Here is an 18,087-nt window from a genome sequence, read left to right as displayed (position 1 = left end):
GTCCCGGGTATCCACGGAACGCCTCTGCTCAAGTTCTCAGGGAAAGCAGAAGGGCCGCACCCGAGGGGTGCGGCCCTTCCTCTCAGCTATGCCGAGTGCTGCACTCAGGCAGCGACAACCTCGATGCTGACCTTGGCGGCAACCTCGGGGTGCAGACGCACGGACGTCTCGTGGGCGCCCAGGGTCTTGATGGGCGAGCCCAGCTCGATGCGGCGCTTGTCGACCTCGGGGCCACCGGAAGCCTTGATCGCCGAAGCGACGTCGGCCGGGGTGACGGAACCGAAGAGACGACCGGCGTCGCCGGAGCGAACGGCCAGACGGACCTTGACACCCTCGAGGCGGGCCTTGATCTCGTTGGCCTGCTCGATGGTCGCGATCTCGTGGATCTTGCGAGCACGACGAATCTGCTCGACGTCCTTCTCGCCACCCTTGGTCCAGCGGATCGCGAAGTTCCGCGGGATCAGGTAGTTGCGAGCGTAGCCGTCCTTGACGTCGACGACCTCGCCGGCGGCACCGAGGCCGGAGACCTCGTGGGTAAGGATGATCTTCATGTGTCGGTCACCCTTCCTTTATCGCGCGGTGGACGTGTAGGGCAGCAGCGCCATCTCACGGCTGTTCTTCACAGCCGTGGCGACGTCACGCTGGTGCTGCGTGCAGTTGCCGGTCACGCGGCGGGCACGGATCTTGCCGCGGTCGGAAATGAACTTCCGCAGCATGTTCGTGTCCTTGTAGTCCACGTACGTGACCTTGTCCTTGCAGAACGCGCAGACCTTCTTCTTCGGCTTGCGCACAGGCGGCTTCGCCATGGTGTATCTCCTGTGTGATCAAGAAGTGGGAGTACGGCCCACCCTCGGCCCTGAGGCCTAGAAGGGGGGCTCGTCCGAGTAGCCGCCGCCGGAACCGCCGGAACCGCCGGAGCTTCCGCCCCAGCCGCCACCGCCGCCGCCACCCTGGTTGCCACCGGCGGGAGCGCCGGTCGCCCAGGGGTCGTCGGCCGGAGCGCCGCCGCCCTGCGGAGCACCGCCGGAGCTTCCGCCCCAGCCGCCGCCCTGCTGGCCGCCGCCCTGCTGGCCGCCGCCGTAACCGCCCTGTCCGCCGCGGCCCGTGGTCTTGGTGACCTTGGCCGTGGCGTTCTTCAGGCTGGCGCCGACTTCCTCTACGTCCAGTTCGTAGACCGTGCGCTTGACGCCCTGGTTGTCCTCGTACGACCGCTGCTTCAGGCGGCCCTGCACGATGACGCGCATGCCGCGCTGGAGCGACTCGGCGACGTTCTCCGCCGCCTGACGCCAGACCGAGCAGGTCAGGAACAGGCTCTCGCCGTCCTTCCACTCATTGGTCTGACGGTCGAAGGTGCGGGGGGTGGACGCGACACGGAACTTCGCGACCGCCGCACCGGAAGGGGTGAAGCGCAGCTCGGGGTCGTCGACAAGATTGCCGACGACCGTGATGACGGTCTCGCCTGCCATGGGGGAACCTCTCGGCGGGTTTGCTGCTGGCTGCTGGTGCTACTCGATGCCCGAGTTCAGCTGAGCTGGAGAGCTCAGTGGGTCTCGGGACGGAGGACCTTGGTCCGGAGGACCGACTCGTTCAGGTTCATCTGGCGGTCGAGCTCCTTGACGACCGCAGGCTCGGCCTGCAGGTCGATGACCGAGTAGATGCCCTCGGGCTTCTTCTTGATCTCGTACGAGAGACGACGACGGCCCCAGGTGTCGACCTTCTCCACCTTTCCGGCGCCCTCACGGACGACGGAGAGGAAGTTCTCGATCAGGGGGGCGACAGCGCGCTCCTCCAGATCGGGGTCGAGGATGACCATCACTTCGTAGTGACGCATGTGGAACCCACCTCCTTTGGACTCAGCGGCCACGGTCGTTCCGTGGCAGGAGGGTTGTGATGCGTACGCAACGGTATCGGCCGCCACTGACAATCGGCCCGCCGATCGGTGAACCGAGCGGCGATCCCTGTCGTGACCTGGCCCTGAGCCTGGGCAGACACCGGTGCAGAGGCTACAGACTACCTGCACACCTGCTTCCGGTTGAAATCCGACCGGGTTGACCGTCAATCTGTACACATCGGGTGTGTATGGCGCTACGATGCGCCGCCTTCCGCAGGAGGTGCCCTATGGCACAGGTAATGCGTCCCAGCACGACCGGCTCACTCTTCGCCACGGACGGCAAGCCGCATCCGCTCCAGGACACCCTGCTCGCGGTGACCCTGGTGTGCGGAGTCCTGGCCTTCGTCACGTCGATGTTCCACAGCCTCCATCTGCTCAGCTCGTGGGCCGGTCTGATCGGGATCCTCACCGGTGCCTACGGTCAGTTCATCTCCGAGACGACCCGGGAGCGCTTCGGACTGATCGTGGGACTCGGTCTCTCGGGCGTCGGTTTCTACCTCGGCCTGGCCCACGGCGGCCTCTTCGGAGGTTTGATCTGAGTCGAACGTCCGTTTTCCCCTGACCTCGGGACACTTCGCACCGCACCCCCGGGGCCAAGGTTCCATACGGCCATTCGGGGCGCTCGCAGGGCGCAGTAGGCTTCGGCGCGAGAGCCGGAGCCCTTGTACCCATGGGGACACACCAGCCCGAGGAGCGCCCCGAATGAGCCTGACCCTGAGGACCATCAGCCGAGAGCAGCATCTGGCATACATCCAGAGCCTGCCCGCGGCCAGCCACATGCAGGTCCCCGCATGGGCGGACGTGAAGGCCGAGTGGCGCTCAGAGAGCCTCGGATGGTTCGACGACAAGACCGGCCAGATGGTCGGCGCGGGCCTGGTGCTGTACCGCCAGCTGCCCAAGATCAAGCGCTACCTCGCCTACCTGCCCGAGGGCCCGGTCATCAACTGGTTCGCGCCGAACCTCGACGACTGGCTCCAGCCGATGCTCGCGCACCTCAAGCACCAGGGCGCCTTCTCCGTGAAGATGGGCCCGCCGGTGATCATCCGGCGCTGGGAGGCCACGTCCATCAAGGGCGGCATCCAGAACCCGGACGTGAAGCGCCTGCGCGACATCGAGGCCGACTTCATCGAGCCGCGCGCCTTCGAGGTCGCCGACAAGCTGCGCCGTATGGGCTGGCAGCAGGGCGAGGACGGCGGTGCCGGCTTCGGCGACGTCCAGCCCCGCTACGTCTTCCAGGTGCCGCTGGCCAATCGTTCCCTCGAAGAGGTCCACAGGAACTTCAACCAGCTGTGGCGCCGCAACATCAAGAAGGCCGAGAAGGCGGGCGTCGAGGTCGTCCAGGGCGGTTACCAGGACCTGGAGGAGTGGCAGCGGCTCTACGAGATCACCGCGATCCGCGACCACTTCCGACCCCGCCCCCTCTCGTACTTCCAGCGCATGTGGACGGCCCTCAACACCGAGGACCCCAACCGCATGCGGCTCTACTTCGCGCGTCACAACGGGGTGAACCTCTCGGCCGCGACGATGCTCGTCGTCGGCGGACACGTCTGGTACTCCTACGGCGCCTCGGACAACATCGGGCGCGAGGTCCGGCCCTCGAACGCGATGCAGTGGCGCATGCTGCGCGACGCGTACGCCCTGGGAGCCACGGTCTACGACCTGCGCGGCATCTCCGACTCGCTGGACGAGACCGATCACCTCTTCGGTCTGATCCAGTTCAAGGTGGGCACGGGCGGAGAGGCCGCCGAGTACCTCGGCGAGTGGGACTTCCCGCTCAACAAGCTGCTCCACAAGGCTCTCGACATGTACATGTCCCGCCGCTGAGCCGTCCGGAACCACGTCCTGGGCCGCTGAGCCGCCCCGAATCGCATCCCGGGCCGCCGAACCGGCCCGGGACAGCCCCATCGGCCCGGCGAATCAGCGACAATTCCTTTTCATACCTCTGATACACGGCAGTCACGAGAAAGGTTCGGGGACCGGCCATGGCGCTCACGCTCTACGTCGACACCGCGCGCTGGCGGGCACACCACAAGCAGGTGTCCGAGCAGTTTCCGGGGCTCGTCCCCGTCTGCAAGGGCAACGGCTACGGCTTCGGCCACGAACGGCTCGCGGACGAGGCCACCCGCCTGGGCTCGGACATCCTCGCCGTCGGCACCACGTACGAGGCCGCCCGGATCAAGGACTGGTTCGGCGGCGATCTTCTGGTCCTGACGCCGTTCAGGCGCGGCGAGGAACCCGTGCCACTGCCCGACCGCGTCATCCGCTCCGTGTCGTCCATCGACGGCGTGTACGGCCTCGTGGGCGCCCGTGTCGTCATCGAGGTGATGTCCTCGATGAAGCGGCACGGCGTGAGCGAGGAGGATCTGCCGCATCTGCACTCCGCCATCGAGAACGTCCGGCTGGAGGGCTTCGCGATCCACCTGCCGCTGGACCGCACCGACGGCTCGGACGCAGTCGAGGAGGTCATCGGCTGGATGGACCGCCTCCGCGCGGCCCGGCTGCCCCTGCACACGATGTTCGTCAGCCACCTCAAGGCCGAGGAACTGGCGCGGCTTCAGCGGCAGTTCCCGCAGACCCACTTCCGCGCCCGCATCGGGACGCGGCTGTGGCTGGGGGACCACGAGGCCACGGAGTACCGCGGAGCGGTCCTGGACGTCACGCGCGTCTCCAAGGGCGACCGCTTCGGCTACCGGCAGCAGAAGGCCGCCTCGGACGGCTGGCTCGTGGTCGTCGCGGGCGGTACGTCGCACGGGGTGGGCCTGGAGGCCCCCAAGGCCCTGCACGGCGTCATGCCGCGCGCCAAGGGCGTCGCACGCGCCGGCCTCGCGACGGTCAACCGGAACCTTTCTCCGTTCGTCTGGGCGGGCAAGCAGCGCTGGTTCGCCGAGCCCCCGCACATGCAGGTCTCGATCCTCTTCGTGCCGCACGACGCCTCGGAGCCGAAGGTGGGCGACGAACTGGTGGCCCATCTGCGGCACACCACCACACAGTTCGACCGCGTCGTCGAGCGCTGACCCCGGACCGGGCGCGCCCCGGGCCAAGTGAAAGGCCGTACACGGACACCGTGTACGGCCTTTCACTTGGCCCTTCCTCGTCCCGTTCGCTCAGAGCGAACGGTCTCCGGGTGCCGCGTCCTCACGCCAGTCGACCTGGGGGACCGCGTCGAAGTGCGCCGCGTGCCGCGCCGGATGCGCGGCCGGGCCGAGCACGAAGACGTCCTCCGCGCCGTCGAGAATCCCGCCCGACGGGTCGTCGTCGCCCGGGCGCCGCACCACGTCGCACTCCGGCAGGAAGATGTCCCGCACGACCACCGCGCACAGGTACAGCGTCCCCAGCAGGTGGACGGCGATGGCGACCTGGTACCCGTCGGTCGGCAGACCCTTGTGAGCGTCGCCGCTGGTCGTGTACGCGAGGTACATCCAGATGCCGAGGAAGTACCCGACCTCACAGGCCTGCCAGATCAGGAAGTCCCGCCAGCGCGGCCGGGCCAGCGCGGCGAGAGGGACCAGCCAGAGCACGTACTGCGGCGAGTAGACCTTGTTCGTGAGGATGAAGGCCGCGACGATCAGGAAGGCGAGCTGGGCGAAGCGGGGGCGGCGGGGGGCCATGAGCGTGACGGCGCTCAGCCCCGCACAGATGATCACCATCAGGACCAGCGCCCAGGCGTTGGCCGTGTCGCGCGTGATCGCGATCTTCAGCCACTGCGAGAGGAACAGGAAGACCGAACCGAAGTCGACGCCGCGGTCGTGGCTGAAGCTGTAGAACTTCGCCCACCCCTCGGGCGCGAGGTACATGACGGGAAGGTTCACGGCCAGCCAGGCACCGACGGCACCGAGCAGCGCCGTACCGAACTCACGCCACCTGCCGGTGCGCCAGCACAGCAGGAAGAGCGGCCCGAGGACCAGGAACGGGTAGAACTTGGCGGCGGTGGCGAGCCCGATCAGGACACCGAAGGCCAGGACGCGCCCGCGGGACCACATGAGCATCGCGGCGGCCAGCAGAGCCACGGCGAGGAGATCCCAGTTGATCGTGGCCGTGAGCGCGAAGGCGGGCGCCAGGGCGACCAGGAGGCCGTCCCAGGGGCGACGGCGGTGGGTGCGCGCGGTGCATACGGCGATGACGGCCGCGCACGCCATCAGCATCCCGGCGTTGACCATCCAGTAGATCTGTTCCTGGTGCTGGATGGTCCCGCCGCCGGGGGTGAGCCAGGCCGCGACCTCCATGAACACGCCGGTCAGCACCGGGTACTCGAGGTAGTCCATGTCGCCGGGGATCTTGTCGAAGTACGGCACGAGGCCGTCGGCGAAACCTCGCCCCTGATAAAGGTGCGGGATGTCCGAGTAGCACGCGTGCGTGTACTGCGAACTGGCGCCGAAGAACCAGCCGCCGTCGTAGCAGGGCAGCTTCTGGACCATACCGAGGGCGAACATGCCGATCATCACCAGCGCGACGACCCGTACGGGTGTCCACCAGGACGTCCCGAGCAGGGCCCGCCGTCCGATGGGGCCGCCGATCAGCTCACTGCCGCCGACGGCGATCTCGTCATCCCTGGTCGGCCGCACCAGCTCCGGCTCGTGAACGCTCGCTCGCGTCGTCTCTGCACTGGGCATGCCGCACATCCTGCCGTACGTGCCTGAGAACGGAAGCAGGGACGACCCTTGAAGTCCGGCTCACAGGCTCTTGCCCACCCGGCCGGGCAAGCGGGGCCCCGCGACGGGGCCAGGGGCCGGAAACAGCTTCGCGCGTGCGCCCCGAGGGTGCGCACGCGCGAAGCTGGTCGGCGGCTGTCAGCCGGAGCTTCCGAAGAGGCCTCCGCTGCCGTTGCCGTTTCCTCTGCTGGTCCCGGTGGTGGCGGTCGCCGACGGCGAGGTGCTCACGCCGCCGTTCGTGCCACCGGTGTCCGTACCGCCGGTGGCCGTACCGCCGGTGTCGGTCCCTCCGGTGTTGTTGCAGTTGAAGTCGAACTTCCTGCAGGTCTCGGTCGCCGAGGGCGTGGGAGACGTGAGCGTCGCGCTCGGGGTCGGGGTCGGGCTCGGGCTCTCCGTCGCGCTCTCGGTGGCCGAGGGCGTCGGCGTCGGGCTCGGGGTGTCGTTGAGGATCTCACCGATCTCCTCGGGCACCGGGAAGGACTCCGCCTTCTCCCCCTTGAGCGCCACCATCATGTAGTCCCGCCAGATCTGGGACGGGAACGAGGCACCGTGGATGGTCTCCTCGCCACCCGTGCCGTACATCTGCAGGAACTCGCGGTTCTTCTTGGTCTCGTCGTCGTCCAGGCGGTACATGCCGATCGCCGTGGAGAGCTGCGGGGTGTAGCCGACGAACCAGGCGGACTTGTTGCCGTCGGTGGTACCGGTCTTGCCGGCCACCTCGCGACCCGGGAGCTGGGCGTTGGTGCCGGTGCCCTTCTCGACCACGGTCTTCAGGACGTCGGTGACGTTGTCGGCGACCGCCGGGGTGAAGGCCTCCACGGTCTTCGCGATCTTGTCGTGCTGGAAGACGGTGCCGTCCTTGCTGGTCACCTTCTCGACCGAGTACGGGTCACGCTGCTTGCCGCTGGCCGCGAAGGTGGCGTACGCCCCGGCCATGCGGATCGCGCTCGGGGAGGAGGTGCCCAGGGAGAACGACGGGAACCTGGAGCTGGCGAGGCTCGACTCCTTGATGCCCGCGCGCAGGACGGAGTCCTTCACCTTGTCCAGGCCCACGTCCATGCCCAGCTGGACGTAGACGGAGTTGACGGACTCACGCATGCCCTCACGCAGGTCGACCATGTAGGAGGGCGGGTTGAGGGACTGATGGCCGTCGTTCTGCTGCAGCCACTCCTTGCCCTTGTCGTCCGTCCAGTCGGTGTGGTTGTAGTCCTTGATCTTGAGCCCGTTCTTTGCGCTGTACAGGCTCTTCGGGGAGACGATGGTGCGTTCGTCCTGCGCCTGGGTCGGGTCCCCCTCGGGGTTCCTGACTCCCCACGTCATGGCGGCCGCCAGCACGAAGGGCTTGAACGTCGAACCCACCTGGGCACCGGTCTGGTCGGCGTTGTCGGTGAAGTGCTTGGTCGCGTTCTCACCGCCGTAGATGGCGGCGATCGCACCGGTGTCCGGGTTGACGGACGCCCCGCCGAACTGGACGTACTTGTCGTTCTTCGGCCGCAGCTTGGGCTTGATGTTCGCCTTCTGGACCTTCTTCACCGCGGCTTCGAGCGCGTCGACCTTCTTCTTCTCGAAGGTCGTGTGGATCTCGTAGCCACCCTGGCGGAGCTTGGTCTCGGTGATCCCGGTCTTGTCGCTGTTCTTGGTCAGGTACGCGTTGGCCAGGTCGATCAGGTAACCGACCTGGCCGCCGAGCGCCGCGTTGGGCCGCGGGGACTGGATCGTGGGGAACTTCGTGTACTTGGCGCGCTGGGCCGCGGTCAGGCGACCGTCCTGGACCTCCTGGTCGAGGATCCAGCCCCAGCGCTCCTCGGCACGCTTGCGGTTGGCCTGCGGCGAGGCCGCGTCCCCGCCGATCGCCGGATTGCCCGCGGGGTCGTAGTACGTGGCGCCCTTGAGCACGGCCGCCAGGAAGGCGCACTGGTCCGGCTTCAGATCCGTGGCCTTCTTGTTGAAGTACGCGCGCGCCGCGGCCTGGATGCCGTAGGCGTTGCGTCCGTAGTACGCGGAGTTCAGATAGCCGGCCATGATGTCTTCTTTGGGCACCTTGGCCCCGACCTTGATCGAGACGAACAACTCCCTGAGCTTGCGGGAGACCGTCTGCGACTGGTCCTCGAGCATGGCGTTCTTCACGTACTGCTGGGTGATGGTGGAACCACCCTGCGTCTGGCCGCCCTTGGCCATGTTCACGAAGGCACGGGCGATACCCATCGGGTCGACGCCGCTGTCGGTCTCGAACGTCTTGTTCTCGGCCGACATCACCGCCCAGCGCATCTCCTTGGGGATCTCCGCGTAGCCGATGATCTGGCGGTTGGCCTCACCACCGGTGGCGACCATCTGGCTGCCGTCGGCCCAGTAGTAGACGTTGTTCTGCGCCTTGGCGGTCTTGCCGATGTCCGGAATGCCCACGAGGGCGTAGGCGACGCTGGCGGCCGCGACCATGCTGCCCAGGAAGCCGATGAACAGGCCCGACACGAGCTTCCAGGACGGCACCCAGCGCGCGGCGCCGTAACGGCCCGCGCGCGGGTAGTCGATGATGCGTTTCTTGGCAGGCTCGGGAGCGCGGCCTCGGCCGCGTCCGGGACCGCCCGGACCCGGGGGACCACCGCGTCGGCCGCCCCCTCCTCCGGGGCCGCCGCCGTGACCCGCGCCGTCGGCGGCTCTGCGCCGGCTTCCGCCGTTTCCGCGCTGCGTGGCACGCCGCGCGTCGGCGCGGCTGCCGTACGGATTCTCTTCACCCCCCGGGCCGTATGGATCGGAAGGAGACCCGGTGGCGTCTCGCGGTGCATCGCGGCGGCCTGCGGACGGGCCTGCCTGCGGCTGGCCGCGCCGGGCCGCGGCACGTCCGCCGCCCTGCGGCTGCGGCGGTTTGCGACGGTGCTCGCTCATCGAACGATTACTCCTCGGGCAGGCGCACCTTTGCGCGCCTGGAAACGGCGGCTGGTTTCCGGTCCCCCCGAAGTACGGATGTGGTCGATCGCGCATTCACCCGTACTGCACCAAAGACGTTGACGTACTCAGACGTCACTCGGTTCCCGGTGGTGTCCATCCCGCACAGAGTACGCACCGCCAAAACCTACCTAGCATCGAAGTTCACCCCAAATCAGGCAACTTGCTTCGTATGAATCGGTGATGTGACGCCGTTCACTCCGCTCCCTCTTGTCGCATCCGCAGGGTCGTTCTATCGTGCTGATGTATCGAGTCGATACATCAGCGCGGCATAAAGACCGTGCCGACGAGACAGCGACAGGGAGGGGGCGACGATGAGCCGGCGTGCCGGGATCCTCGAGTTCGCCGTACTCGGCCTGCTCCGCGAGTCCCCGATGCACGGCTATGAGCTGCGCAAACGACTCAATACGTCACTGGGTGTGTTCCGTGCCTTCAGCTACGGAACGCTCTACCCGTGCCTCAAGACGCTGGTCGCCAACGGCTGGTTGATCGAGGAATCAGGATCCACACCCGAAGACGCCCTGTCGGCAACACTCGCGGGACGTCGCGCCAAGATCGTCTACCGATTGACGGCGGAAGGTAAGGATCACTTCGAGGAGCTTCTCGCGCAGACGGGTCCCGACGCGTACGAGGATGAGCACTTCGCGGCTCGCTTCGCGTTCTTCGGGCAGACGTCACGCGATGTGCGCATGCGCGTACTGGAAGGTCGCCGCAGCCGTCTGGAGGAGCGCCTCGAGAAGATGCGCGCCTCGCTGGCGCGCACCCGGGAGCGCCTCGACGACTACACGCTTGAGCTCCAGCGCCACGGAATGGAGTCCGTGGAGCGCGAAGTGCGCTGGCTGAACGAGCTCATCGAGAGCGAGCGGGCCGGACGGGACGTCAAGCGTCCCGGTATGGATGGCTCCGCTCAGCAGGACAACACATCTGGAGAGACGGGCGGCCTGCCCCGGCACCGGGACAGTCCCCGGCCGGATCCGTCCGACGACACCGCCACGTGAGACCCCGTTCGGGGTTTCACCGATAGACACAGGGAGCAACCGGAATGGGTTCGGTTCGCGTAGCCATCGTCGGCGTGGGCAACTGCGCCGCCTCGCTGGTTCAGGGCGTCGAGTACTACAAGGACGCCGACCCGGCGGCCAAGGTGCCCGGCCTGATGCACGTCCAGTTCGGCGACTACCACGTCGGTGACGTCGAGTTCGTCGCCGCGTTCGACGTCGACGCGAAGAAGGTCGGCCTCGACCTCTCCGACGCCATCGGTGCCAGCGAGAACAACACCATCAAGATCTGCGACGTCCCGAACAAGGGCGTCACGGTCCAGCGCGGTCACACCCTGGACGGTCTCGGTAAGTACTACCGCATGACCATCGAGGAGTCCGCCGAGGCACCGGTCGACATCGTCCAGATCCTCAAGGACAAGCAGGTCGACGTCCTCGTCTGCTACCTGCCCGTCGGTTCCGAGGCTGCGGCGAAGTTCTACGCCCAGTGCGCCATCGACGCCAAGGTCGCCTTCGTCAACGCGCTCCCGGTCTTCATCGCCGGCACCAAGGAGTGGGCGGACAAGTTCACCGAGGCGGGCGTCCCGATCGTCGGCGACGACATCAAGTCGCAGGTCGGCGCGACCATCACGCACCGTGTGATGGCGAAGCTGTTCGAGGACCGCGGTGTCCGTCTTGAGCGCACCATGCAGCTCAACGTCGGCGGCAACATGGACTTCAAGAACATGCTGGAGCGCGACCGCCTCGAGTCCAAGAAGATCTCGAAGACGCAGGCCGTCACCTCGCAGATCCCCGACCGTGAGCTGGGCGAGAAGAACGTCCACATCGGTCCCTCGGACTACGTGGCCTGGCTCGACGACCGCAAGTGGGCGTACGTCCGCCTCGAGGGCCGTGCGTTCGGCGATGTCCCGCTGAACCTGGAGTACAAGCTCGAGGTCTGGGACTCCCCGAACTCGGCCGGTGTCATCATCGACGCCGTGCGCGCCGCGAAGATCGCCAAGGACCGCGGTATCGGCGGCCCGATCCTCTCCGCGTCGAGCTACTTCATGAAGTCCCCGCCGGTCCAGTACTTCGACGACGAGGCCTTCGCCAACGTCGAGAAGTTCATCAAGGGCGAGGTCGAGCGCTAAAGCACGCCTGCGTGCTCGCTGTCGAGGGTCCCCGGGCTTACCGCCCGGGGACCCTCCTCGTATGTGAGGCTGTGACCCATGGCCGTCGTGCGTGACCTGCGCGTCCTCCTGCGCTTCCAGGGATTCAGACGCCTGCTCGGTGTACGGCTGCTGTCCCAGGGTGCCGACGGCGTCTACCAGGTCGCGCTGGCCACCTACGTGGTCTTCTCGCCGGAGAAGCAGACCTCGGCGGCCTCCATCGCCTCCGCCATGGCGGTGCTCCTTCTCCCGTATTCCCTCGTCGGTCCCTTCGCGGGCGTCCTGCTGGACCGCTGGCAGCGTCGGCAGGTCTTTCTGTACGGCAACCTGCTGCGCGCGGTATTGGCGTGCGTGACAGCCCTGCTGATGCTGAGCCCGGCGCCCGACTGGCTCTTCTACACCTCCGCGCTCTGGGTCACCGCCGTCAACCGCTTCGTCCTGGCCGGGCTGTCGGCCGCGCTGCCCCGTGTCGTCGACGCGGACCGTCTGGTGGTGGCCAACTCGCTCTCACCGACCGCAGGAACCCTCGCGGCCACCGTGGGCGCGGCTCTCGCGTTCGCCGTACGGCTGGTCGTCGCGGACTCCGACGCGGCGGTGGTCCTCGTGGGAGCGGCGCTGTATCTGTGCGCGGCCCTCGCCTCACTGCGTATCGCCCCGGGGATCCTCGGGCCCGACCAGGAGCTGGTCCGGCCTTACGTGGGCACGGCCCTCGCCGGCACCGCGCGAGGCCTCGCCGGAGGTGTGCGCCATCTCGCGGAGCTCCCACGGCGGGAGGCTGCCTGGGCTCTGGCGGCAATGACCCTGATGCGCTTCTGCTACGGCGCCCTGACGGTCATGGTGCTGATGCTCTGCCGCTACGCGTGGGCGTCCGGCTCGGACGACGGGCTCGCGCTCCTTGGACTGGCCGTGGGCGTCTCGGGAGCCGGCTTCTTCGTCGCTGCCGTGGTGACGCCTTGGGCGGCCGGGCGGCTGGGACCGGGCCGTTGGATCGCCGTCTGCGCCGGCACCGCCGCGGTCCTGGTACCCGCGCTGTGCCTCCTGTTCGCCCCCTCACCCACACTGGGCGCCGCCTTCATGCTGGGCGTGACCACACAGGGCGCGAAGATCGCCACGGACACCATCGTGCAGTCCGCCGTGGACGACGGTTTCCGCGGCAGGATCTTCTCGGTCTACGACGTCCTGTTCAACGTCGCCTTCGTCGGAGCGGCCGCAGTGGCCGCGCTGATGCTGCCTTCTGACGGACGGTCCGTTCCCCTCGTCCTCACCGTGGCGACAACCTACGCGTCAATTGCGGCCGCTATGGCCCGCTTTGAACGTCATTAAGTGTCACACCAGTGCCACAGAGCCACTTCTGACGACCGTGTTGTCACAGGGGCCCGATACCTTACGTGGACCTTACGTTCGCTTCACGCATCTACGTTCCAGGGGGACCTCCGTGACAACTCCGCCGCCGCCTCAGGGCCAGAACCCCTACGCGCAGGGACAGCCGCCGCAGAGCGGCAACCCGTTCGCGCAGGGGCAGCCCCCGCAGGGATACCCGCAGCAGCCGGGTCAGCCTGGGTTTCCGCAGCAGGCCGGTTACGCCACGGTCCCGCCGCAGCGCCCCAAGCGCGGCTTCAGGGAGTACCTGCGCATAGTCGTCGCTGTCGTGGGCGTTGGCATCATCGTGGGTGGCTGGCTGATCCACAACGACAGCGAGGACGCCAAGAAGCTGGCCGTGGGCGACTGCCTGTACAACAAGGGGACCGCCAACGACCCGGACGTCGTCCAGGTGGACTGCGCCGACTCCAAGGCCACGCACAAGGTTCTGAAGAAAGCGGACGGCGCCTCGCTTCCTTCCCTGACGTGCCAGAACGTCACGGGCACGACGGCAACACTGACGTGGACCGAAACCGGCGAGTCTTTCACTCTCTGCCTCGGATCGAACAAGTAGCCCGCGCAGGCGGAGAACAGCAGGGGCGATGTTTCACGTGAAACATCGCCGAACACCCATCCGGCGCCGCATCATCTCCACGATGCGGCGCCGTCCTGCACCCCGAAGAAGGTGCTGAGCAACTGGGGGTGGTGCCCGCGTGGCGGCCACTGCAGCAGCGGCCACAATGCCGACGCTTCGGTCGTCTGGGAAGGCAGCCTGCTGGTCCAGGGAACCAACTTCCAGTTCGACAAGGAACAGTGGATGAGGGCCAACGTGTACGGCAAGCTCATCAACTCCTCCCTGCGCAACGTGTAGACCAGCTGAACAACACCAGGGCCCGCCGATCTCTCGGCCTTCGGGGAGGGGGCGTCATGTTTCACGTGAAACATGACGCCCCCTCCCGGTCTCCGCCCTCAGCCCTGCTCGGCCCACCATTCCTTGAGCGCCGCCACGGCGGCGTCACGCTCCATCGGCCCATTCTCCAGCCGCAGCTCCAGCAGGAACTTGTAGGCCTGGCCGATCGCGGGGCCGGGCCCGATTCCCAGGACCCCCATGATCTCGTTGCCGTCCAGGTCGGGACGGATCGCGTCGAGCTCTTCCTGCTCCTTGAGCTGGGCGATGCGCTCCTCCAGCCCGTCGTAGGCGCGGGAGAGGGCGGTCGCCTTGCGCTTGTTGCGCGTGGTGCAGTCGGAACGGGTCAGCTTGTGGAGGCGGTCGAGGAGCGGGCCCGCGTCACGCACATAGCGGCGGACGGCAGAGTCCGTCCACTCTCCGGTGCCGTACCCGTGGAAGCGCAGATGCAGCTCGACCAGACGGGACACGTCCTTGACGAGGTCGTTCGAGTATTTGAGCGCCGTCATCCGCTTCTTGGTCATCTTGGCGCCCACCATCTCGTGGTGGTGGAAGGAGACCCGCCCGTCCTGCTCGAAGCGTCGCGTCCGCGGCTTGCCGATGTCGTGGAGCAGCGCGGCGAGCCTGAGCGTCAGATCGGGCCCGTTCTCCTCCAGCGCCATCGCCTGTTCCAGCACGATCAGCGTGTGCTCGTAGACGTCCTTGTGCCGGTGATGCTCGTCTCTCTCCAGTCGCAGGGCGGGAAGCTCGGGAAGCACGTGCTCGGCGAGTCCGGTGTCCACGAGCAGCGTCAGGCCCTTGCGCGGGTGGGCGGACTGGATCAGCTTGTTCAGTTCCTCCCGCACTCGCTCCGCGGAGACGATCTCGATACGCCCGGCCATGTCCGTCATGGCGGCAACCACCTCGGGCGCCACCTCGAAGTCGAGCTGCGCGGCGAACCGTGCGGCGCGCATCATCCGCAGCGGGTCGTCGGAGAAGGACGCTTCCGGGGTGCCCGGGGTACGCAGAACGCGAGCGGCGAGGTCGTCCAGACCGCCGTACGGGTCGATGAACTCCTTCTCCGGCAGCGCGACGGCCATCGCGTTCACCGTGAAGTCGCGACGCACGAGGTCTTCCTCGATGGAGTCCCCGTAGGAGACCTCCGGCTTGCGCGAGGTCCGGTCGTACGCCTCGGAGCGGTACGTCGTGATCTCGATCTGGAACGACTGCTCCGCATCGCCCACACGGGCGTCCTTCTGCGCCCCGACCGTGCCGAAGGCGATCCCGACCTCCCACAGGGCGTCCGCCCAGGGCCGGACGATCTTCAGTACGTCCTCGGGCCGGGCGTCCGTCGTGAAGTCCAGGTCATTGCCGAGCCGACCGAGGAGCGCGTCCCGGACCGAGCCGCCGACCAGGGCGAGCGAGAACCCGGCCTCCTGGAAACGGCGGGCGAGCTCGTCGGCGACAGGGGACACCCGCAGCAGTTCACTCACCGCGCGGCGCTGCACCTGGCTCAGGGCACTGGAATTGTCTTCGTTGGCGTTCGGCACAACAGAAAAGGGTACGTGGCCGAGGCGCCGGGAAGCGCCTGGATAAATCCCACACCTGTGCCCCACATTTTTTCGCGGGCAGAATACGCGTACATACAGGACAGTCGACGCTCATCCCTGATCTTGTGGACCACTCCGTGGCACTTACGCTCAGCGCACCTCGTTACCATGCGTGGACGCACATTCCGACGACCACTGACGACGACGAGGGACGGGCGAGCGCGTGGCCGAGGCGGCAGACTTCCAAGGGACGAGTCCCTCACCTGCCCGCCGGTGGCTCCGGCGCAGCGGTGCACTGCTGGCCGGGGCGCCGCTGCTGGCCGGGCTGCTCCAGCTGCCCTTGAGCACGCCCTCCCAAGCCGCAGAGAAGGCTTCCGCCGCCACTGCCACAGAGTCTGTGGCCACCGCCTCGGGATCGTCCGGCCCTGTGGACGTCAGCCTCGACTCGCTGGCCCCCAGCGCCCCCACCGACGGTGACACGGTCACGGTCTCGGGCTCGGTCACCAACACGGGCAAGCAGACGGTCACCGATGCCCACGTGGGCATCCGGGTGGGGCCGTCCCTGAACACCCGCTCCGCCATCGACACGGTCGCGAAGCGCACCAGCTTCCAGCCGGGCCTCGACACGCTGGAGGTCGGGGGCAAGTACGTCGCCAATGTCACCAAGCTCACCGCGGGCAGCTCGCAGCACTTCAGCATCTCGGTCCCGGTCAAGGATCTCGATCTCGGCTCCGAGGGCGTCTACCAGCTCGGTGTGTCGCTCACGGGCCGGACCACCACTCAGCCGTGGGACCAGGTACTCGGTATCGAGCGGACGTTCCTGCCCTGGCAGCCCGAAGCGGCGGACACGAAGACGAGGACGACGTACCTCTGGCCGCTCGTCTCCACCGTCCACCTCACGGCGGAGACGGGTTCGGACGCCCAGCAGACGCCCGTCTTCAAGAACGACGACCTGGCCAAGGAGATCTCCCCGGGCGGCCGCCTGGACCAGCTCCTGTCGCTGGGCAGCGAGCTCGATGTCACCTGGGTCCTCGACCCGGACCTGCTGGCCTCCGTCGACGCGATGAGGGGCGGTTACCGGATCCAGCAGGAGAACGGCACGACCATCGCCGGGCGGAACCAGGCGGTGGCCAACGCCTGGCTCGACAAGCTGGAGAAGGCGGTCCAGGGCCGGAGCATCGTGGCGCTGCCGTTCGCCGACCCCGACCTCGCGTCGCTGGCCCACCACGGCAAGGACGTCACCGGTTCCCTGAGCCACCTCAAGGACGCCACCGATGTGGCGGCCGACACGGTGGAGACGATCGTCCACGTGAAGCCGAGCACGGAGTTCGCCTGGCCTGCGGACGGTGCGGTGGACCCGTCGATCATCAAGGTGGCCACGTCGGCCGGCGCGGACAAGGTGATCGCCCGCAGCGACAGCCTGCGCGAGACCGGCGGCCTGTCCTACACGCCCAGCGCAGCCCGCCCCATCGGCGGCGGAACCACGGCGGTGGTCGCCGACGAGCGGCTGTCGACCGCGTTCCAGGGCGACATGATGAAGGCGGACGCCTCGACGCTCGCCGTCCAGAAGTTCCTCGCGCAGAGCCTGATGATCAACCTCCAGGAGCCGAAGAACGAGCGCAGCATCGTCGTCGCTCCGCAGCGCATGCCCACGGCGAGCCAGGCGCAGTCCATGTCCGAGGCACTGCGGGCCCTCCAGCAGGGGAACTGGTCGCAGTCCCAGGGGCTGACCGAGGCCGCCAAGGCCAAGCCGGACCCCGGCGCCACCACGAAGGTGCCGTCCACGTCCTCGTACCCGTCGGCGCTGCGCAAGCGGGAGCTGCCGCGCTCGGCGTTCGAGAGGATCCAGGCGACCCAGGCCAAGCTCGACAAGTTCCGGATGATCCTGACCGACGAGTCCCGTGTGGTCACGCCGTTCGGACGGGCCATAGAGCGGGGGATGTCGGCGTCCTGGCGCGGTCGGACCACGGAGGCGGCGGCCTTCCGGCAGGGTGTGGAGACCTACCTCGACGGGCTCATGGGCCTGGTGCATCTCATCCAGAAGTCGGACGCGAAGCTGTCCGGGCGCAGCGCCACGATCCCCGTGACGGTCCAGAACAACCTCGTGCAGGGCGTCGGCCATCTGGTGCTGCGTCTCACCTCGCAGCAGCCCACCCGCCTCAAGATCGGCAACGGCCCGTACGACGAGCGGCGGATCCAGGTCGCGGGCGAGCACAGCCAGTCGGTCAAGTTCACGACGTCCACCAAGGCCAACGGCCCGGTGCAGGTCGTCGCCCAGCTCTACACGGAGGACGGGCAGCCGTACGGAGACCCGGTTCCCTTCGAGGTGAAGGTCACCGAGATCACCTCCACGGTGATGCTCGTCATCGGCGGCGGCGTCCTGCTTCTCGTGCTCGCCGGTTTCCGGATGTACACGCAGCGTAAGCGCGCGGCGGCCAGGAAGGCCGAGGAGGACACGGCGAACGGTCCCGAAGCGGGGGGCGACAGCGAGGTCGCCGAGGGCACCGTGGACACTGACTCCACCGAAGACTCCGAGGCCGGTCCCGAACGGGCTTCCGGCCCGGAGTCCGGGGCAGACGACCCGGAGCAGCCGAGTGACCCGACACCGGACACCGCACCGGAAAGCGCCGACCCGTCCGGCACGGGTGAGAGAGTGGACCGTTGAG

General features: G+C 67.7%; 16 protein-coding genes. 9 read left to right on the top strand and 7 right to left on the bottom strand.

What is annotated here, in order from left to right:
- Positions 1–104 precede the first annotated feature (104 nt).
- The 4 genes from rplI to rpsF all read right to left on the bottom strand — a co-directional run bounded on the left by rplI (position 105) and on the right by rpsF (position 1,831).
- Positions 105–551 carry a 50S ribosomal protein L9 gene (rplI, locus tag OG780_RS21365; protein ID WP_328450525.1) on the bottom strand — a complete coding sequence of 149 codons (447 nt, stop codon included), beginning with the start codon at positions 549–551 and terminating at the stop codon, positions 105–107.
- 18 nt (positions 552–569) lie between these two features.
- Entirely contained in the window at positions 570–806 is a 237-nt protein-coding gene (gene rpsR / locus OG780_RS21360) for a 30S ribosomal protein S18 (RefSeq protein WP_003949403.1), read from the bottom strand.
- A gap of 57 nt (positions 807–863) precedes the next feature.
- Positions 864–1,466, bottom strand: coding sequence for a single-stranded DNA-binding protein (locus tag OG780_RS21355; protein WP_328450523.1), 603 nt, complete (start codon positions 1,464–1,466; stop codon positions 864–866).
- Between the two features lie 74 nt (positions 1,467–1,540).
- Complete coding sequence (rpsF, locus tag OG780_RS21350; RefSeq protein WP_037615007.1) at positions 1,541–1,831, bottom strand: 30S ribosomal protein S6; 291 nt, start codon at positions 1,829–1,831, stop codon at positions 1,541–1,543.
- A gap of 287 nt (positions 1,832–2,118) precedes the next feature.
- Between rpsF and OG780_RS21345 the strand changes: the two genes are divergently transcribed.
- The 3 genes from OG780_RS21345 (at position 2,119) to OG780_RS21335 (ending at position 4,905) form a co-directional block, all read left to right on the top strand.
- Positions 2,119–2,430, top strand: coding sequence for a hypothetical protein (locus OG780_RS21345; protein ID WP_328450521.1), 312 nt, complete (start codon positions 2,119–2,121; stop codon positions 2,428–2,430).
- A 163-nt stretch (positions 2,431–2,593) separates the two neighbouring features.
- Positions 2,594–3,715 (top strand): peptidoglycan bridge formation glycyltransferase FemX, encoded by a 1,122-nt coding sequence (gene femX, locus OG780_RS21340; protein ID WP_328450519.1) that lies wholly within the window; start codon positions 2,594–2,596, stop codon positions 3,713–3,715.
- A 158-nt stretch (positions 3,716–3,873) separates the two neighbouring features.
- Complete coding sequence (locus OG780_RS21335; RefSeq protein WP_328450517.1) at positions 3,874–4,905, top strand: alanine racemase; 1,032 nt, start codon at positions 3,874–3,876, stop codon at positions 4,903–4,905.
- Between the two features lie 90 nt (positions 4,906–4,995).
- Here OG780_RS21335 and OG780_RS21330 read toward each other — a convergent pair whose 3' ends face one another.
- Together OG780_RS21330 and OG780_RS21325 are read right to left on the bottom strand one after the other, a co-directional pair.
- Entirely contained in the window at positions 4,996–6,501 is a 1,506-nt protein-coding gene (locus tag OG780_RS21330; protein WP_328450515.1) for a glycosyltransferase family 87 protein, read from the bottom strand.
- Between the two features lie 177 nt (positions 6,502–6,678).
- Positions 6,679–9,423 (bottom strand): transglycosylase domain-containing protein, encoded by a 2,745-nt coding sequence (locus OG780_RS21325; protein ID WP_328450513.1) that lies wholly within the window; start codon positions 9,421–9,423, stop codon positions 6,679–6,681.
- 374 nt (positions 9,424–9,797) lie between these two features.
- Here OG780_RS21325 and OG780_RS21320 point away from each other — a divergent pair, with 374 nt between their 5' ends.
- From OG780_RS21320 to OG780_RS21300, 5 genes are all read left to right on the top strand, one after another.
- A complete protein-coding gene (locus tag OG780_RS21320; protein ID WP_326786767.1) occupies positions 9,798–10,481 on the top strand; it encodes a PadR family transcriptional regulator in 684 nt (227 codons plus the stop codon).
- Positions 10,482–10,525: 44 nt separating this feature from the next.
- Positions 10,526–11,608 (top strand): inositol-3-phosphate synthase, encoded by a 1,083-nt coding sequence (locus OG780_RS21315; RefSeq protein ID WP_326786766.1) that lies wholly within the window; start codon positions 10,526–10,528, stop codon positions 11,606–11,608.
- Positions 11,609–11,686: 78 nt separating this feature from the next.
- On the top strand, positions 11,687–12,949 hold the full coding sequence (locus OG780_RS21310) for an MFS transporter (RefSeq protein ID WP_328450510.1): 1,263 nt from the start codon (positions 11,687–11,689) through the stop codon (positions 12,947–12,949).
- Between the two features lie 112 nt (positions 12,950–13,061).
- Positions 13,062–13,559, top strand: coding sequence for an LppU/SCO3897 family protein (locus OG780_RS21305; RefSeq protein WP_328450508.1), 498 nt, complete (start codon positions 13,062–13,064; stop codon positions 13,557–13,559).
- Between the two features lie 111 nt (positions 13,560–13,670).
- A complete protein-coding gene (locus tag OG780_RS21300) occupies positions 13,671–13,856 on the top strand; it encodes a hypothetical protein (protein ID WP_328450506.1) in 186 nt (61 codons plus the stop codon).
- A 98-nt stretch (positions 13,857–13,954) separates the two neighbouring features.
- On the opposite strand, the gene OG780_RS21295 is transcribed toward OG780_RS21300, so the two are convergent.
- A complete protein-coding gene (locus OG780_RS21295; RefSeq protein ID WP_328450504.1) occupies positions 13,955–15,421 on the bottom strand; it encodes a CCA tRNA nucleotidyltransferase in 1,467 nt (488 codons plus the stop codon).
- A gap of 223 nt (positions 15,422–15,644) precedes the next feature.
- Here OG780_RS21295 and OG780_RS21290 point away from each other — a divergent pair, with 223 nt between their 5' ends.
- Positions 15,645–18,086, top strand: a complete 2,442-nt coding sequence (locus OG780_RS21290; protein WP_328450502.1) for a DUF6049 family protein — start codon at positions 15,645–15,647, stop codon at positions 18,084–18,086.
- The last annotated feature ends 1 nt before the right edge of the window (position 18,087 follow it).

Source organism: Streptomyces sp. NBC_00386 (assembly GCF_036063235.1).
In the GTDB taxonomy this organism is placed as follows: Bacteria; Actinomycetota; Actinomycetes; order Streptomycetales; family Streptomycetaceae; genus Streptomyces.
The sequence above is the reverse complement of the archived record's forward strand: the minus strand, read 5'-3'. Positions and strand labels throughout refer to the sequence as shown.

What these genes read in the sequence shown, in the direction of transcription:
- rplI (WP_328450525.1), bottom strand. Translation starts at nt 551, where the DNA reads ATGAAGATCATCCTTACCCACGAGGTCTCCGGCCTCGGTGCCGCCGGC.
- rpsR (WP_003949403.1), bottom strand. Translation starts at nt 806, where the DNA reads ATGGCGAAGCCGCCTGTGCGCAAGCCGAAGAAGAAGGTCTGCGCGTTC.
- OG780_RS21355 (WP_328450523.1), bottom strand. Translation starts at nt 1,466, where the DNA reads ATGGCAGGCGAGACCGTCATCACGGTCGTCGGCAATCTTGTCGACGAC.
- rpsF (WP_037615007.1), bottom strand. Translation starts at nt 1,831, where the DNA reads ATGCGTCACTACGAAGTGATGGTCATCCTCGACCCCGATCTGGAGGAG.
- OG780_RS21345 (WP_328450521.1), top strand. Translation starts at nt 2,119, where the DNA reads ATGGCACAGGTAATGCGTCCCAGCACGACCGGCTCACTCTTCGCCACG.
- femX (WP_328450519.1), top strand. Translation starts at nt 2,594, where the DNA reads ATGAGCCTGACCCTGAGGACCATCAGCCGAGAGCAGCATCTGGCATAC.
- OG780_RS21335 (WP_328450517.1), top strand. Translation starts at nt 3,874, where the DNA reads ATGGCGCTCACGCTCTACGTCGACACCGCGCGCTGGCGGGCACACCAC.
- OG780_RS21330 (WP_328450515.1), bottom strand. Translation starts at nt 6,501, where the DNA reads ATGCCCAGTGCAGAGACGACGCGAGCGAGCGTTCACGAGCCGGAGCTG.
- OG780_RS21325 (WP_328450513.1), bottom strand. Translation starts at nt 9,423, where the DNA reads ATGAGCGAGCACCGTCGCAAACCGCCGCAGCCGCAGGGCGGCGGACGT.
- OG780_RS21320 (WP_326786767.1), top strand. Translation starts at nt 9,798, where the DNA reads ATGAGCCGGCGTGCCGGGATCCTCGAGTTCGCCGTACTCGGCCTGCTC.
- OG780_RS21315 (WP_326786766.1), top strand. Translation starts at nt 10,526, where the DNA reads ATGGGTTCGGTTCGCGTAGCCATCGTCGGCGTGGGCAACTGCGCCGCC.
- OG780_RS21310 (WP_328450510.1), top strand. Translation starts at nt 11,687, where the DNA reads ATGGCCGTCGTGCGTGACCTGCGCGTCCTCCTGCGCTTCCAGGGATTC.